Genomic DNA, 16,589 nt, shown 5'->3' with positions numbered 1-16,589 from the left:
TCGAATTTAAAGAATACCCGAAACAGCGGTGTCTCCATTTACAGGCGGCAACGCATTCATTGCAAAGTCACTGGAATCGGTAATATAATGGATATAGCGGGAACCGTCAGCAATCCGCTGGCGCTCAATTCCCATCAGGGTTTTTATAATAAAAATCTAATACCGCCCCCGACAAGCAGGAGAAACTCATTTATAAAAAGCTGAATAAAAGTTGTTTACATAAAAAACCATGCGTTTGCTAACAGTCCCGATTGACAGGTTTTTCGTGCATTGCCAAAGCCTGGTGGTACAGTTATAGTGCCGTTAATATTGAAAATGTTTAACGTTAAGTTGTAAAAATTATGAAACTACCCACCAAAGCATTCATCTCAGAGCTATCAGCAGCAAATACGGGTCCCTGCATTTCAATGTATTTGCCTACGCACAGGTCGCATCCCGATAACGCCCAGGACCCTATCAGATTTCAGAACCTGATCAAACAATTGGAAAGCTCTTTATCACAGAAGTATTCTGCAGATGAGGTAAAGGAGTTTATAAGACCCTTTGAAAATGTGAAAGATGACCGTGATGTCTGGAATCATAATCTTGACGGACTCGCTGTTTTTAGCGCAGATGACGTTTTCCACCTGATCAGTCTTCCGGTGCAAACATCTGAACTGGTGGTTGTGGCTGACAGCTTTCATACGAAGCCGCTGCGTAATTACCTCCAAACTGTTGACAGGTTCCAGATACTTAGTTTGAACCTGCATGAAATGCGGCTTTTTGAAGGTAACCGGCATTCCATTTCAGAGATCGAGCTGGGCGAAGACATACCTAAAACTTTACAGGAAGCCTTAGGCGAGGAATTAACTGAGAAACATATCACCGTGGCTTCCTACGGCGGTGTTGGAGGAGAAGGCGGGAATATGCATCACGGGCATGGCGGGAAAAAAGACGAAACCGACATCGACGCAGAGCGGTTTTTCAGAGTGGTGGCCGATACCGTGCATGAAAATTTCTCAAAGCCTTCGGGACTTCCTCTGATTTTGGCTGCATTGCCGGAGCACCACAGCCTGTTCAGAAAGGTCAGCCGGAATCCTTTTCTATTAAGCGACGGGATTTTGTCCAATCCCCAGGCATTTACCTCTGAGCAGCTCAGGACAAAAGCCTGGGAAGTGATGGAGCCTGAGTACAATGCACAATTCGATACCTGGTCGGACAAGGTTTGTCAGGCGATAGTAGACCAGAAAGGCAGTGACCTGATTTCTGATATCGTAGCTGCTGCTACGTCGGGACGGATCGAAACGCTGTTACTGGAATCTGACAAGATCATTCCCGGAAAAATAGTGGAAGGGAGCGACGGGCAGGTGAAAACGACTGAGCTTTCGGACCCGGAGGTGGACGATCTGCTGGACGACATTAGCGAGATCGTAGTCAAATTCGGCGGGGAGGTTATTATCGTACCAGCCGAGAAAATGCCCGTACAGACAGGCGCGGCAGCCATTTTCAGGTACTGATCACCTGCGCCAACAGGCTGCCTTATTTTCATTTTCATTTAAACAACAGAACCATGACTATCCAGTTTAATACAGATAAAAACATAACAGGAAACGAAGAAACCGCCGCTCCGCTGGTGGAATTCCTCAACAATGACCTCGCAAGATTCAGCAAGCACATCACCCGCCTGGAAGTGCACCTTTCAGATGAGAATGGCCACAAAGAAGGTCAGGACGATATCAGGTGCATGATCGAGGCAAGGCTCGAAGGAAGGCAGCCGCTGGCTGTGACCAATGATGCAGACTCAGGCGAGCTGGCTGTAAAGGGTGCAAGCGACAAGCTCAAAAACGCATTGGAAACCATTATCGGACGCTCGCGGAATTATTGAGCCGCACGGTTGATTCCATTCCGCCTCGACTTACCCGGGTATCGGCTCGCTTCAAATTCGCTGATACCCGGATTGAAAAACAACAGATCCATTCACATTACCTTCTGTATTTCAGCCACTGCATTGATATATGAAAGCATATACAAAGCTCCATTTCTTTAAACAATTCCTTCAATCCAGCTCTATCGGAGGGATTATTCTGATGGTGTGCGTGGTGATATCGCTGTTGCTCGCGAACTCACCCGCGGGTCCCGGGCTTGAAGCGCTGCTGGGTACCGAAGTCGGCACGCAAGCCGGCGGGCTTAGTCTGCGGTATCCAATTCTGCTCTGGATCAATGACGGTTTGATGGCCATTTTCTTTCTGCTGGTGGGGCTTGAAATCAAGCGGGAGATGGTGGCAGGAGAACTCTCATCCTTCAAAAAAGCGTCGCTCCCCATTCTTGCCGCAGTGGGTGGGATCATCGTACCCGCGGGTATCTACTTTGCATTCAATGCCGGTACAGAGACGGCCGAAGGCTGGGGCATCGCAATGGCGACAGATATTGCATTTGCGATCGCTATCATATCTATGTTAGGAAAAAGGATCCCGACGTCTTTGAAAATATTCTTGTCAGCAGTTGCGATTGTCGACGACTTGATGGCGATTCTGGTGATTGCTGTCTTCTATTCGGCAGACATTCACTACATATATCTTTTGTACGCTGCCGGTATTTTCGCCTTCCTGATGTTGCTTAACAAATTGGGGGTGAAGAACCTGGCTGCATATCTGGTGCCAGGACTAGTGATTTGGTATTTCGTCCATCACTCTGGCGTACATGCCACTGTTGCCGGTGTGCTTACTGCATTTGCCATACCTGCCAGCTCAGATCCGGTTGAGTCTCCACTGGAAAGGTTGGAGCATGCGTTGGTTAAGCCTGTCAATTTCCTGATTATGCCCGTTTTTGCTTTGGCGAATACCAACATACGGTTTGAACTGGGCATGATGCAGGGGCTCACCACCGTACTCGGCCTGGGAATTATCGCTGGCTTGGTTATCGGAAAGCCGTTTGGAATCAGCTTGTTTTCCTGGATTGCAGTCAAACTTGGTATTGCCAGGTTGCCAAACAGGGCAAATTGGATGCATATTATCGGAGTCGGCATGCTGGGAGGTATCGGTTTTACGATGTCGATCTTTATTGCATTGCTCTCATTTACCGGGAAATACCAGATCCTCTCAGAAGCCAAATTTGCTATTCTGATCGCTTCCATTCTATCCGGAGCAATGGGTTACTTCTGGCTTAGCCGTTTGAAAAAGGATAAAAAAGACTTCACCGGTGAGGTCCCGATTATCCCGGAAGCCAGTTGAGCCGCATTCCGCGTCCTCTATTTCTATAAGGTGGATTTCTCGATATAGACTTTGATCGAATCACTTTTCAATCTAACCTGCAGCCAGTTCCTGATCTTCGGAAGGTCCCGTGCTGTCTGCCTTGTGTTGACTGTGCCTAGTACGACAACCGTATATCGGTTTGTCTTGCGGGCATCTGCATAAAATGTCTGCATTTCGGCAGAGCAGTACCTGACGTCAGGAAAAAGTGGCTTGATTTCCTGGAAGAGCAGTGCATTGGCTTTTCGGTTCGAGGCGATGCTATCCTGCTTTTGAATGTTGCGGCTTAGCTCGGTTTTAAGCTGATTGATCTCCGCCTGGTAGCGATCAGTTTGCGTAAGCTCATTTGAAACATCATTAATGGAAAATCCCTGCTGAATGATGAGGGTAGTACCAGCTAATCCGTATATTCCTTTCCGGCTCTCCAACCGCTTCTTTTCCACCTCGTCAATAAGCCTGCCTCCGTAGATGAGCTTGATTTGTTTTCTGGCAGCGTCCAGCTCGTGTTTTAACAAAAAATCACCTTCAATATAGCTTTCATTGTTAATGAAGTTATTGGCATTCTGTATGAAATTTTCCTTTTGTACAAGCAGATAACCGTAGTAGACACTGGGTACGGTGGTTAACAAAACCAAAAAACTCACCCACCGGTTAGCCATTTTCTTTTGATATTCATTGGCATATTCCCGGATTGGATATCGCAGCAACCGCACGGTGATCAGGGTGGCACTGCCAATGAAAACCGTATTGATCGCAAGCAAATACAACGCTCCGAAAAAGAAGCCCCAGTTGGCAGTCGCAAGGCCGTAACCGGCTGTGCAAAGCGGAGGCATCAGTGCCGTCGCGATAGCTACCCCGGGAATTACATTGCCTTTGTTTCTACTGGAAACGGCCACAATGCCGGCAAGCCCTCCTAGCAATGCAATGATCACGTCATATATATTGGGCTGCGTACGCGCCAGCAGCTCAGAATGTGCCTGGTAGATAGGGGTAACATAAAAATAGGCAGCAGAAGTAAGCAGCCCCGCGACGATGGCAAAAAAGTAGTTGACCAATGCTTTTCTGAACAGCAGGAAGTCATAGGTGGCGATACTGTACCCCATGCCCAGGATCGGCCCCATGAGCGGCGATACCAGCATGGCGCCGATGATAACCGCCGTAGAATTTACATTCAAACCAACGGAGGCGATGAAAATCGCGAATATAAGGATCCACAGGTTCGTACCTCTAAATTCAATCCCACTCTCAACTATATCGTGAATCCTGGTATACTCCTCCCGCTCGGAAGAGATGTCAAATCTGCTCGCCAGCTTTTCAATGATCATTTTCATTCTTTTATAATTACCCAAAAAGCTCCCCGGGATGCAAATTGGCTCAATGCATCAGCTTTTCAATATCCTTCAATTCCCCGAACAGCACCAGTACTTCATTTTCATGCATGACGGTCTGAGGAGTAGCGATGCCGGAAGCTCTCTTGAATATTTTAGCAAGCCCATTTTCCGACCCTTTCGAAAGTGTCAGTACAGTCAGCACAATCACATTGTAGCGGTTGGTCAGATCTGCTTCCGCCAACGTCATACCAATATAACGCGTGGGCACCTTGGTTTCTATGATACTGTATTTTTCTGAAATCTTAAATGAGTCTACAATCCCAGAATTGTCCAGCCGCATTGCCAGCCTTTCTGCCGACTCTTCCTCTGGGAGAATATATTCCTCGATCTGCATAGCTTCCAACACTGTTTTCTGCAGGTCAGAAACGACGCGGCCGATGATCTTTTTCACCCCGAGCTGTTTCAGCAGTGCAGTTGCCAGCAGCGAGGCGCCTTCATCTTCTCCAATGGCGACGATACACGAATCCGCGTCCCGGAGTGGAAGCGAGCTGACTGCATTCCTGTCAGTACAGTCCATGCACACAGTGTGGGTAATGCGTTCTTTAAGCTGCTCCACTTTTTGCATGTTGTTATCAACTCCAATGGTTTCATGCCCCAGCTCGGTCAGCCGCACTGCGAGTGATTTACCAAAGCTGCCCAATCCAAATATGATGTATTTCATGCCAATCTGATTTAAAAGTTCATTTGCTCGGCAGGGAGTTTATAATCTTTGGGCCTGGCTTTTTTTACAATAGCCACCAGTAACGTCAGTGAGCCTACCCTGCCGACAAACATAGTTAAAATGATTACCAGGCGCCCCGCCGGGCTTAATTCCGGTGTGACACCCAGGCTGAGGCCCGTTGTGCTGTAAGCTGAAAAAGTTTCAAACGCCAGCGACAGAAGATTTTTATCAGGATCTGTCACGGATAGCATAAAGATAGCTGCACCAAGAAAGATCAGGGAAAGCGAAATAATGCCCAATGCCCTGGAAACTGAGTCGTCTGAAACCTGTCTGCCAAAAATCTCGATCCTGTCCTTGCCTCTCGCCAGCGTGAAAATGTTCAGTGTGGCCAATGCAAATGTGGTGACTTTAATGCCGCCGCCCGTAGAACCGGGTGCCGCCCCGATCCACATCAGCAGAAAAATCAGCATAACGGTTGGAAATGCCAGTTCACTCATTACAACCGTATTAAAACCTGCCGAACGCGGGCTCGTGCCGATAAATAATGCAGTAACGATCTTCCCGAAATAACTCTCGTGTGATAGCAGCGTGTGCTTGGATTCCAGAATAAAGACCAGGATAAATCCGAACAAAATCAGAAAGAAGCTGGTATACGCGATGATTTTAGAATTGAAAGTAATTACCCGTGCCCTGTAGATAAAATGGCGGCCGTACCTGATCCTGTGGTAGAAATTGAACATCCAGCGGCGGATGAATTCATATGAATTGAATATAATTCCGAAGCCCAGCCCTCCCATTACAAAAAGCAGGATAACCGTCAAATGCAGCTGATAATTGAACCGGATCGCAGTGTTGTTCAATCCGTCAGGCAGAGTTGAAAACCCTGCGTTGCAAAACGCTGTAATGGCATGAAATACGGTAAAGTACAGTTGATCCGCCACACTCTCAAAATGCTCCGCATCGAGGCTCAAATAAATGAGAATACCACCCAGTATCTCAAAGAAAAAGGTAACCAGAATGATTTTGTACAGGGTGGAAATTACTGAGCTCACCTTGTTCTCGCCGATCAGCTCGGTAAACATCAGTTGATTTTTATACGAAAAGCCACCTGAAAAAAAGTAGCCGAAAAATCCGGTGAATGTCATGATCCCCAGCCCGCCTATCTGCACGAGTATGAGCACGATCGTCTGCCCGAACCGCGTGAACTCCGTGGATATGTCTACAACTGCCAGGCCGGTAATGCATACGGCACTTGTTGCCATGAACAGCGCGTCGACGAAAGAAAGCTGGTGGTCCTCGGTTGTTTTAGGCAGCAGAAGGAGCGCAGTTCCAAGCAGGATCAACGCCAGAAAGCTCAGTACGAAAAGCAGCGTGGGATTGAAATAAAACTTGTCGAAAAAAAGCGTTTGTTTGGAAACTTCAATGATCAGAATGGCGAATATGCCAAGATACATCCATTCAGGTTTGACAAGTTCGGTACCATCCATTGCCGAGAAGTGATAGCTATCAGCAATGATAACCGAGATAAAGAAGAAGAAAAGCAATGCCTCTCCCACGCGTGAGATGACGGAAGATTTGCTTTTAAATGCTGTAAAAAGCTTCGCCGCCAGCGCCAATGCAAAAAAAAGAAAGCACCACTCCAGTATTCGGTTGGTCACCTGCTCGATTTCCGGGTCTGTGTTGTAGCCTAAATGAAAAACAACGACCATCGAGCAAATGAAACTCATCCCTACCAGGATTCGGTCAAGTAATTTGCGCAGATACCTTATTTTATCATCCATCAACCTCAATGTTTAACACAAACATAAGGTAATTTGTTGGCTGATACGCCCGCCTGCCGGCCAGGAAAAAAAATCAGAAGCTTATCTCACGGGTAGAAAACAGGCCCGACGCCAATCTAATATTTTTCTAATACGCCATTTCGACCGGGCAACGGGTGGACAGCTATCTTGGCAAAAATTTCGAACCTTAATTGATCAGTATGCATTCCGGATACATCCGTTTTTTTGATAGCCAGAGTACACTTACGCTCCAACTCAGTGAACTACAGGAATATGGATGTAAACGCGTGTCAATAGAAACCGACGCTCTGGCTACGACAAAATACCCGGAACTCGAATCTTTGCTGATGAACCTCAGTAAAGGAGATTCACTCGTCGTGTCGAGCAAAGATCAGTTAGGTACTGTCCTTGATTTTATCAATCTGCTGATCAGGTTAGGCCAGCAGCAAATTCATCTGATCTGCATTCGGGAAAGGATCGACACATCCAACGAGTTTGTGATTGCGCCGGCTGGCAGTAACTAGTCCTTCCTTTCCGGTAAATGTCTGCCGCAGCCGAGTGCCTGGATCTTACCGTATCTATAAATCCCATTGTCCAGCATTCGACACGCCTCGCTCGGAAGCACGATAAACCGGGTCCTTGCCTTGCTTTCGCTGGCTCTGATAATCCTTCAATGCGTCGAGAGCAGGTTTTCGCAAAAGCAAAATGGCGATGATATTCAACCAGGCCATTAATCCTACCCCAATATCGCCGATCGTCCAGGCTAGCTCGGCGGTTTTAACCGATCCGTAGAAAGTAGCAGCCATAATGAGGCCGCGTAATGCCCAAAGCAACGCTTTGCTGTCACCATTTTTCATGAGATAGCTCAGGTTGGTTTCAGCGATATAGTAATATGCCATGATCGTTGTAAATGCAAAAAATAGCAGGGCAATTGAAATGAAGCCGCTGCCTAATGCGGGGAAGTGCATGCTGATCGCCTGCTGGGTGAATTCAGATCCGATGGCCATTCCTTTGACGTTTTCAACAAGGAAGCCGCCTGCGGGGTTTACCACATTGAACTTACCGGTAAAAAGGATCATCAAAGCCGTAGCAGTGCATACGAATAAGGTGTCAACATACACAGAAAATGCCTGCACAAGTCCCTGTTTGGCAGGGTGACTTGCTTCGGCTGCGGCTGCCGCGTGCGGGGCCGTTCCCTGTCCTGCCTCATTGGAGTAGATACCCCTCTTGACTCCCCAGGAAATAGCCATTCCGAAAATCCCGGAAAATACCGGCTCCAAATCGAAAGCCGACCGGAAGATCAGGGCAAACACTTCCGGAACGTGTGAGATGTTGAGTGCAATAATGATTAACGCCATTAAAATGTAGGCGCCTGCCATAAAAGGGACCACAAACTCGGCAACCTTCCCGATCCGCTTAACGCCACCGAAAATGATCAGTCCAAGTAAAAAAGTGATAGCCGCACCGCTCATTTCTACGGGAATATTGAATGCACTTCTTGCGCTGGTGGCAATGCTGTTGCTCTGCACTCCTGGTAAGAAAAGGGCTGTACTGGCGATGGTAGCAACGGCAAACAGCGTCGCATACCACTTGATGCCGAGCCCTTTCTCAATGTAAAATGCAGGCCCGCCGCGGTACTGCCCGTCTTTGACCTGCTTGTATATCTGACCCAGGGTAGCTTCCACAAATGCGGATGCTGCACCCAGGAAAGCGATCGCCCACATCCAGAAAACAGCGCCCGGCCCGCCCATCGCAATGGCAGTGGCCACACCAGCGATATTACCGGTTCCTACCCTGCCCGAAATGGCTATGGCGAACGCCTGAAAAGAGGAAACACCCTTTGCAGATCCCTTGTTGCCGAAAAGCAGGCTTACCATGTCCCGCAGGTACCGCACCTGTAAAAAGCGCGTAACAATTGAAAAGTAAACTCCTGTGCCCAGGCAAAGAACGATTAGCGCGTTGCTCCATATAACGCCATTGACTGCATTCACTACTTGCTCCATACGAAGATCCAGAGAGGGTTTATCTAAAAAACTTAGTTGTCAGTTACGAAAAAAGGAAAGTTGGTCTGCGGCAGCTGTTTTGTGCTGTTTAATCACCCTATTTACTGCTTTTTTTGTTCATCTCAGTCAATGCGCGTTTTTCAACAGGGATGCAAGGTGATATTTTTCTTCCATATCCAGGCTCTTTCAAGGCCAGGTTAATTGCTTATTTGGTGAAATTTTAAGCCATAGTTGCTAGATTTGCGACCATGGCAAAACTCATCAACCTCCGCTCCTTCAAGCAATTTGTCCAGTCCAGCTCGACCGGCGGGATTATTCTGATAGTATGCGTGATCGTTTCATTGATCCTGGCGAATACCGGAGCAGGCCCCGGTCTTGAAGCCATACTTGGCACAGAAATCGGCGCGGACTTCGCGGGAATCCATCTTCGGTATCCTGTTTTACTCTGGATTAACGACGGCTTGATGGCCATTTTCTTTCTGCTGGTAGGACTGGAAATCAAGCGGGAAATGGTTGAAGGCGAACTGTCTTCATTCAAGAAAGCTTCGCTCCCCATCCTCGCGGCCATTGGCGGTGTGATGGTGCCGGCAGGAATTTACTTCGCGCTCAATGCAGGCACTGAAACTGCGGGCGGCTGGGGCATTCCAATGGCGACGGATATCGCATTTGCTATTGCCATTATATCCATGCTCGGAAAACGGGTACCATCTTCACTGAAGATATTCCTCTCTGCCCTGGCGATCGTAGACGACCTGATGGCGATCCTGGTTATCGCCATTTTCTATTCGACAGACATTCACTACGCCTACCTGCTGTATGCATTCGGCATATTCGCCTTTTTATTATTGATCAACAGGTTAGGGGTAAAAAACCTGGCTGCTTATCTCATCCCCGGGCTATTTATCTGGTACTTTATCCACCACTCAGGCGTACATGCCACTATAGCCGGTGTTCTGACTGCATTTGCGATACCTACCACGCCGGATGCAACTGAGTCGCCATTGGAAAAGCTCGAACATATATTGGTCAATCCGGTCAACTTTATCATCATGCCCATTTTTGCGCTCGCCAACACCAACATCCAGTTTGAAGCGGGAATGCTGCAGGGACTAACCACCGTGCTCGGAATGGGAATTATTGCCGGTCTCGTCATCGGAAAGCCGGTTGGCATTACGCTGCTGTCCTGGCTGGCAGTGAAGCTGGGGATCGCCAAAATGCCGAAACATGCTTCCTGGCTTCATATCCTGGGTGTAGGAATGCTGGGCGGGATAGGTTTTACCATGTCCATTTTCATTGCACTGCTTTCTTTTGCCGGAAAGGACCTAATCCTTGCCGAAGCCAAATTTTCCATATTAACCGCCTCCATTATATCCGGCGTTATCGGATACATGTGGCTAAGCCAGGTGGATGGAAAAATCAAGAAGAACAGACCTGCTGTACCCGAAGATCATTAACTACTCACGATCCATATTGGTCGACATCAACACAGAGATTGTCAAAAAGACCATCCGTCGGGACGTGATAAGTATTAATGATACTTTCGACAAGTATCTCCAGATCTAATTGCCGGTCATTGATCTGAGTCAAGACTTCTTTGTCGCGGGTGAGATCATACTCCATTTGCAGATCAGTTATCTCTTTAACTCGAAGGGCAAGGCTGTATATCGTCATAGTATTTTTTATGGCTGTCTTGGGAGAAAATGCCGGAAAAACCGGTTTAGTTCTGAGGAAAAGTCAGAAAGACGCATTTATAATAAAATTCTAATCCCGGTACCGACCTGTGTGAGCTGGTTGAAAAAATCGGGTGATCGACAGGCCTGCCCCGTAGTTTTTCGGATAAAGTCCGCCTAAGTCTGTTGCCAGCATCAGTTTGGAATGGAGGTTACCCATAAAGCGCAGCCTGGTTTCTACACTGACCATCGCTGAAAACTGTCTGGGTGTACCTTCAAACGGCACATCATAGGCACCTGCATTGCTCGAATAAGAGAATTTACCGGCCCACAAAAAACTGCGCGCAAATGTCCCGGCCAGTCCGAGGTGCATGACTGATACACGATTGTTGCTGGTGAAGAAGTTGGCATAATTTGGCCAGTTCCAGATGGTTTCCGAAGTGGGCGTAATGAAAGGTGTACCGATTGTCCGATCGAAATAGGACCAGCCGTCGCGGACCTGTCCATTATTGAAATAATCGTCTTTACCCCGTTTCCATTTAGGCAGGTTATCATCCGCATCCGGCCCGCCCTGGCTTTTAGTGTACAGGTATTCAATCAGCATGGTATTGATCTCAAATCCAGCGTCGTAAGCGTTTTTCCTTTTGAGCCGGATTCCGTTCAGCCCGTCTGCAATGTTGTTCAGCCAGTAAAGTGAGCCGTCTTCATACAAATTCTGCCGGTAGCCGAGAATGCTAAGGTTGGCTGTTTCAATTTCAAAACCCAGGTCAATGCTTCCCAGGTGATTTCCGACGCGGTTTGTATTATCATGGTGGCTCGGATTATTGGTGTTCTTCCGCCCGGTGACAACATTGAAATAATTTTCCAGGTCATTGGGCATTTTCCCGTCAACAGTGTTGTAGTCTGAACTCCCACCCCATTGCGCCTGATGATTGAAACCACCGTACAGCTTCAATTTCGAATTCGGCCTTCCGATTCTACCATACAATGTTTTTTGATGCAGTTTAAGATTGCCCGTTACTGGCCGGCCTGACTCGAACCAGCCATCTGAATAAGATGCCTGGAAAGAAATCCAGCCGTTTGTAAAAGGTACTGCAACAAACTTTGTTGTTCCCAAATGCACTTTGGGAATGGGCAATGCATTAGTCGACCAGGAGTAAGAACCCGAACTGAGCGTGGAGTCGCTGAGCCCGACCCATTGTTTTTTCCGTCCCGCAAACAATTCCCAGTTACGGAACCGCAATGTAGCGTGCGCCTGGGGTAACAGGATCCTGCTTTCTTCACCCAAAATCCCAACTGCCTCCGCCCCCGCGCCGAACCGCCATTGTCCGCGCCGGTTAAGTTTCCAGTATTTTTCCAAAGCCCCGCCCACGCTCCCTGCCGGACTCGCTTTCGGGATCATCCCAAACTGATTCGATTGTATCCAGAAAGGTGTTCGGCCAGAGCTGCTTCCGTAGGCAGAAATTGAAAGATAGCTGCTGGTCGAATCCTTGTATGTGATGATTCCCGAAGTACTTTGTGCATAGCCTGCCTGGGAGATGAGAAGCAGGATGCAAACAGAGGTGTGCGTGGAAAAACGGGATTTTGATTTCATAAAGTTGGTTTGGATGAAGTAGTGCCGCCCGGTACTATGCCTCCGAGTGATCCATTTTCCGGTAAGCCCAGTGGAAAACCTGCGGGAGTACGGTAAAAGATAGCAGCATACAGATCAGCAGCCCGCCGACGATCATGATAGCCAGGGGTTTTTGTATCTCTGAGCCCATTCCATTCGATAGCGCTGCGGGCAATAACCCCAGCGAACCCATGAGCGCAATCATGATCACGGGGCGGATACGTCCGTAAATACCTTCGGAGATCGCCTGTTTCAGCGGCAGCTTGTGTAACAGGTTATCCTTCATCACGTGCACTAAGATGATCCCGTCGATCGTACAAACTCCGAATAAGATGATAAATCCGATCCCTGCCGAGATACCGAAAATGGTGCCCGTAACCCACAGCGACAGGAACCCGCCGATAAATGCAAACGGAATGGTGATCAGTGAAATCAATGTATCCTTTACATTTCCAAAGTTCATATATAGCAGGAAAATGATCATCAGCACTGCCGCCGGAACGATTACCGCCAGCTGGCCTGTCGCACGCTCTTTGCTTTCAAACTCGCCGGCCCATTCTACTTTGGCATTTTTAGCAAATTGCACATGGTCCTTGACTACCTGCTGAGCCTCGGAAATGGTGCTGCCCAGGTCGCGGCCTTCGATACTGAACCCAATGCCGATGTAGCGGCTGCTGCCTTCGCGGTAAATGAATGCCGGGCCGGTTTTGGTACTGATGCTCGCGATCTCTTTCAATGGCACCTCGTGGTCGTCGAGGGATGGTATCAGGATATTGCCGATTTCCTCTTCCGTGTTGCGGTATTTTTCCTGGTACCGCACGGTGATATCAAACAGCCGGTCATTTTCGTAGAATGTCGAAGCTGCTTTTCCGCCAATCGTCATTTCAATCACTGCCTGCGCATCGGCCATCGACACGCCGTGACGCGCCATCCTGGCCTCGTCGAGCTTAATGTTCAGCTCCGGCAGCCCGATGTTCCGGTAGACCAGAATGTCCGTGATACCTTCCACTCTTTTCAATTGTGCAGCCACGCTGTCGGCCTGGCGTTCCAGATCGTGCAGGTCGTCTCCGAAGATTTTCACCACCAGCGAGCTTTTCACCCCAGCCACATATTCTTCCACATTGTCCTGGATCGGCTGACTGAACCCGAACGAAATGCCCGGGAAAGAGCCCAGCACGTCTTTCATTTCACGCAGCAGTTCCTCTTTGGAGATTTTGCGGGTCCATTCGCTTTCGGGTTTGAGCTGAATGTGAAACTCATTGTTAAAGAACCCGGTGGGATCGGTACCGTCATTGGGGCGGCCGGTTTGGCTCATTACAAAAGAAACTTCCTTGAATGACCGCAAGGTATCCCGCAGCGCATTACTCGTTTTCACCGATTGTTCGAGATTGATACTGTTCGGCAAAGTGGCGCGGACATAAATTGCGCCTTCGTTCAGTTTGGGAATAAACTCGGTTCCGTAGCTCATGAATTTACCTACACAGACCGCGAACAAAATGACGAATGAAACCATCACCAGCCGCTGGTTCCGCTCGCTCCATTGGTAGAGTTTGAAAATGTTGTTACGGAAAAAATTCACGACAGGATTATTGATCTCCCGCACATTTTTCCTCAATAACACTTTACACATCGCAGGCACAAATGTGAGGCTGAGGATCAACGACCCGATCAGCGCATAGCCCAGCGTAAATGCCAGCGGCGTAAACATTTTACCCTCTACTTTCTGGAATGAAAATATGGGCAGCAATGCGACGATCAGGATGATCTGGGCAAAGAAAATGTGCGGTGCCACATGCTTGACACTGCGTTTGATCAGTCCCATTTTGGACATTTTGTTAAACCGGTCGACGCCCAGTTTGAGCGAACTTCGTTCCAGGTCTACATAGATTTTCTCCACGATCACCATCGTACCTTCCAGCAGCAAACCGAAGTCGATAGCTCCCAGCGAGATCAGGTTGGCAGGCAGCCCCTGAATGCGGAGCATTGTAATTGCAAACAGAAAAGAAAGCGGGATCACCAGCGCAACGGTAAGGGTCGTACGCCAGTTGAACAAAAACACAAAAACGATAATGGAAACGAGGACAATCCCCTCGGCGAGGTTGTGGGTTACCGTATTCACCGTCGCATCTACCAGCTCGGTGCGGTCGATCACGGGCTCGATCTTCACGTCGGCAGGGAGAATGCGGTTATTGAGATCGGCAATGGTCTTTTCGAGCTTTTCGATCACCTCGCTTGGGTTTTCACCCCGCAGCATCACCACAATTCCTTCCACCAGGTCTTTATCCTCTCCCAGCCCGACTTGTCCCAACCGTGGCTTTGCTGTGATCTCCACATCAGCCACCTGCCGCACGAGCACGGGCGCATTACCCTGCACTTTGATCAGTATGTTCTCAATGTCCTTCACACTTTCCAGTAAGCCCATCCCACGCACCACATAAGCCTGGTCGCCTTTCTGAATTACATCACCACCTACATTGATATTGCTTTTTCCAACCGCATCGTACACGTCCAGCGGCGTGAGGTTGTACTGCGCCAGCAATGCGGGGTTTACGCGGATCTCATAGATCTTTTCCTCTCCCCCAAAACTCGCCACCGTCGCCACGCCGGGCACGGCCACCAGCTCTCTTTCAATTACCCACTCCTGCAATGCAGTCAGCTCTTTGATCGGACGATCGCTTTTGATCACATACCGGAAAATCTCCCCGGTAGCGCCATAAGGCGGCTCAATCTCGGCCTCTGCCCCGGCGGGCATTTCAATGTTCCGGAGGCGCGTCGACGCGTATTGCTGCGCATAAAAGTCCTCCACATCATCCTCGAACAAAACAGTTACCACCGACAAGCCAAAGAGTGAAATGGACCTTACCTGCGATTTTTTCGGGATTGTGTTCATTTCCTTCATCACCGGAAGGGTAATGAATTTTTCAACCTCCTCAGCGCTGCGGCCGGGCCATTGGGTGATGATCCTGGCCCGGGTATTGGTCACATCCGGAAACGCTTCAATGGGCGTATGCACGTAGCTCACCACCCCCACAACAGCCAGCAGGGCCGTCATGAAAAATATGATCATTGTATTCTTCAATGAGAAGGCTACAATGCTTTGTGTTAATTTCTGCATGAATATCTGTTAGTTTTCCTGAGTTAGGACTTCCGAAAACAGCAGCAACTGGTTGTTGACCACCACTTTCTCGCCTGCTGCAATGCCGCTTTTGAAGAAAAGCCGGTCATTATCCTTCACGTCAACCGTTACTTTTCGAGGTTCGAGCGTATTGTCAGGTCTTTGTATAAGGAGGTAGTTTTCATTGTTGTAAAAGATCATGGCATCAGCAGGAATCCCGACTGCCATTTCACCTGAATTCTTTGTCACCACAGCCTCTATCGTCAGTCCGGGTTTCAGTTTCAGGCTCTTGTTCGACATCCTGATCCGGGCTTTGAGCACGCGTTCCAGGGGATCGAAAACCTGCGAGATATCCGAGATTGTGCCTTCAAAGAAGTCGTCGGGATATGCTTTTGATTTGATGATCGCCTTCATGCCGGTTTGTATAAAGGGTACATCTACGGCGTAAACATTGGTAGTAACCCATACTTCCGACAGATCGGAAATGGTAAAGAGATTAGGCTCGGTGCTGCTGATCTGCGTGCCGTCGGACATATTATTTTCTACCACATAACCACTCACCGGTGCCTTGATCTGGAACACGCCCTTTTCGGAACTTGCATTGTAAAGCGACAGGTTGGACTTAATTTTCTCAATCTCCGATTTCAGGATCTCCGTCTCGCTCTGCGCTTCCACCAGATCTTTCTCGGACGCAATGCGGTCTTCGAACATGGACTTTGTAGAAGCCAGCTTCCTTTCTGCTACTGTCAGCTGCGTTTCCAGTACTCTGCCTTGTGCATTGAGCTCGGACAGTTCTGAGCTGCGCATTTCGGCCAGAACCTGGCCTTTCGTTACCTTATCACCGAGGGAAATGTAAGACTTGGTGATCACGCCGGTGACCAGGCTGGCGTAGCGGACTACCTTATTGGGGTTGTATTCGATCTGCCCCGTCAGCCTGATCGACTCGGTTACCGGCTCAACGACTGCAGGGTAAGTCGTGATTTTTGCAGGTAGTATGGCAGCAGGTCGCTTGGTTTCCTGCTCCGCATTTTGCTTCGGCTCGTAGCAGCCTGCAAGCAGGAGCGACAGGGTTGCAAATGTGATGAAAGTGCTCTTTGACTTAAACATGATTTGGATTAAAAATGAGGGT

General features: G+C 48.6%; 13 protein-coding genes. 5 read left to right on the top strand and 8 right to left on the bottom strand.

The genetic code is table 11. The features are described 5' to 3' along the window. Nucleotides 1-6: 6 nt before the first annotated feature. Nucleotides 7-135 carry a hypothetical protein gene (locus tag Q369_RS29660; protein WP_262485482.1) on the bottom strand — a complete coding sequence of 43 codons (129 nt, stop codon included), beginning with the start codon at nucleotides 133-135 and terminating at the stop codon, nucleotides 7-9. A gap of 206 nt (nucleotides 136-341) precedes the next feature. Between Q369_RS29660 and Q369_RS0108725 the strand changes: the two genes are divergently transcribed. The 3 genes from Q369_RS0108725 (at nucleotide 342) to nhaA (Q369_RS0108715) (ending at nucleotide 3,209) form a co-directional block, all read left to right on the top strand. Continuing rightward, entirely contained in the window at nucleotides 342-1,496 is a 1,155-nt protein-coding gene (locus Q369_RS0108725) for a baeRF3 domain-containing protein (RefSeq protein ID WP_051663980.1), read from the top strand. A 53-nt stretch (nucleotides 1,497-1,549) separates the two neighbouring features. After that, nucleotides 1,550-1,864 (top strand): HPF/RaiA family ribosome-associated protein, encoded by a 315-nt coding sequence (locus Q369_RS0108720; protein WP_031527419.1) that lies wholly within the window; start codon nucleotides 1,550-1,552, stop codon nucleotides 1,862-1,864. Nucleotides 1,865-1,994: 130 nt separating this feature from the next. Next, complete coding sequence (gene nhaA, locus Q369_RS0108715; RefSeq protein WP_051663979.1) at nucleotides 1,995-3,209, top strand: Na+/H+ antiporter NhaA; 1,215 nt, start codon at nucleotides 1,995-1,997, stop codon at nucleotides 3,207-3,209. Between the two features lie 23 nt (nucleotides 3,210-3,232). On the opposite strand, the gene Q369_RS0108710 is transcribed toward nhaA (Q369_RS0108715), so the two are convergent. Genes Q369_RS0108710 through Q369_RS0108700 form a run of 3 tightly spaced genes read right to left on the bottom strand, consistent with a single transcriptional unit; the run spans nucleotide 3,233 to nucleotide 7,060 of the window. After that, the gene (locus Q369_RS0108710) at nucleotides 3,233-4,558 is read right to left on the bottom strand and encodes a DUF389 domain-containing protein (RefSeq protein ID WP_031527417.1); all 1,326 of its coding nucleotides are present in this window, start codon (nucleotides 4,556-4,558) and stop codon (nucleotides 3,233-3,235) included. A 43-nt stretch (nucleotides 4,559-4,601) separates the two neighbouring features. Next, the gene (locus Q369_RS0108705) at nucleotides 4,602-5,279 is read right to left on the bottom strand and encodes a potassium channel family protein (protein ID WP_031527416.1); all 678 of its coding nucleotides are present in this window, start codon (nucleotides 5,277-5,279) and stop codon (nucleotides 4,602-4,604) included. 11 nt (nucleotides 5,280-5,290) lie between these two features. After that, entirely contained in the window at nucleotides 5,291-7,060 is a 1,770-nt protein-coding gene (locus Q369_RS0108700) for a TrkH family potassium uptake protein (RefSeq protein WP_031527415.1), read from the bottom strand. 200 nt (nucleotides 7,061-7,260) lie between these two features. On the opposite strand from Q369_RS0108700, the gene Q369_RS0108695 reads away from it, so the two are divergent. Then, a complete protein-coding gene (locus tag Q369_RS0108695) occupies nucleotides 7,261-7,584 on the top strand; it encodes a recombinase family protein (protein ID WP_051663978.1) in 324 nt (107 codons plus the stop codon). A 54-nt stretch (nucleotides 7,585-7,638) separates the two neighbouring features. Here Q369_RS0108695 and Q369_RS0108690 read toward each other — a convergent pair whose 3' ends face one another. Then, nucleotides 7,639-9,063: an alanine/glycine:cation symporter family protein gene (locus Q369_RS0108690; protein ID WP_031527413.1), complete on the bottom strand. Its 1,425-nt coding sequence runs from the start codon at nucleotides 9,061-9,063 to the stop codon at nucleotides 7,639-7,641. A gap of 248 nt (nucleotides 9,064-9,311) precedes the next feature. On the opposite strand from Q369_RS0108690, the gene nhaA (Q369_RS0108685) reads away from it, so the two are divergent. Further along, the gene (nhaA, locus tag Q369_RS0108685; RefSeq protein WP_035333182.1) at nucleotides 9,312-10,517 is read left to right on the top strand and encodes a Na+/H+ antiporter NhaA; all 1,206 of its coding nucleotides are present in this window, start codon (nucleotides 9,312-9,314) and stop codon (nucleotides 10,515-10,517) included. A 307-nt stretch (nucleotides 10,518-10,824) separates the two neighbouring features. On the opposite strand, the gene Q369_RS0108670 is transcribed toward nhaA (Q369_RS0108685), so the two are convergent. From Q369_RS0108670 to Q369_RS0108660, 3 genes are read right to left on the bottom strand one after another with little or no spacing between them, the layout of a single operon-like run. Next, the gene (locus tag Q369_RS0108670) at nucleotides 10,825-12,327 is read right to left on the bottom strand and encodes a capsule assembly Wzi family protein (protein ID WP_031527410.1); all 1,503 of its coding nucleotides are present in this window, start codon (nucleotides 12,325-12,327) and stop codon (nucleotides 10,825-10,827) included. Between the two features lie 34 nt (nucleotides 12,328-12,361). After that, nucleotides 12,362-15,460: an efflux RND transporter permease subunit gene (locus tag Q369_RS0108665; protein WP_031527409.1), complete on the bottom strand. Its 3,099-nt coding sequence runs from the start codon at nucleotides 15,458-15,460 to the stop codon at nucleotides 12,362-12,364. Between the two features lie 9 nt (nucleotides 15,461-15,469). Then, the gene (locus tag Q369_RS0108660; RefSeq protein WP_031527408.1) at nucleotides 15,470-16,567 is read right to left on the bottom strand and encodes an efflux RND transporter periplasmic adaptor subunit; all 1,098 of its coding nucleotides are present in this window, start codon (nucleotides 16,565-16,567) and stop codon (nucleotides 15,470-15,472) included. Nucleotides 16,568-16,589 lie beyond the last annotated feature (22 nt).

The organism is Dyadobacter crusticola DSM 16708, assembly GCF_000701505.1.
GTDB lineage: Bacteria > Bacteroidota > Bacteroidia > Cytophagales > Spirosomataceae > Dyadobacter > Dyadobacter crusticola.
Note: the sequence above shows the minus strand (reverse complement) of the source record. Positions and strands in the feature narration are given on the sequence as shown.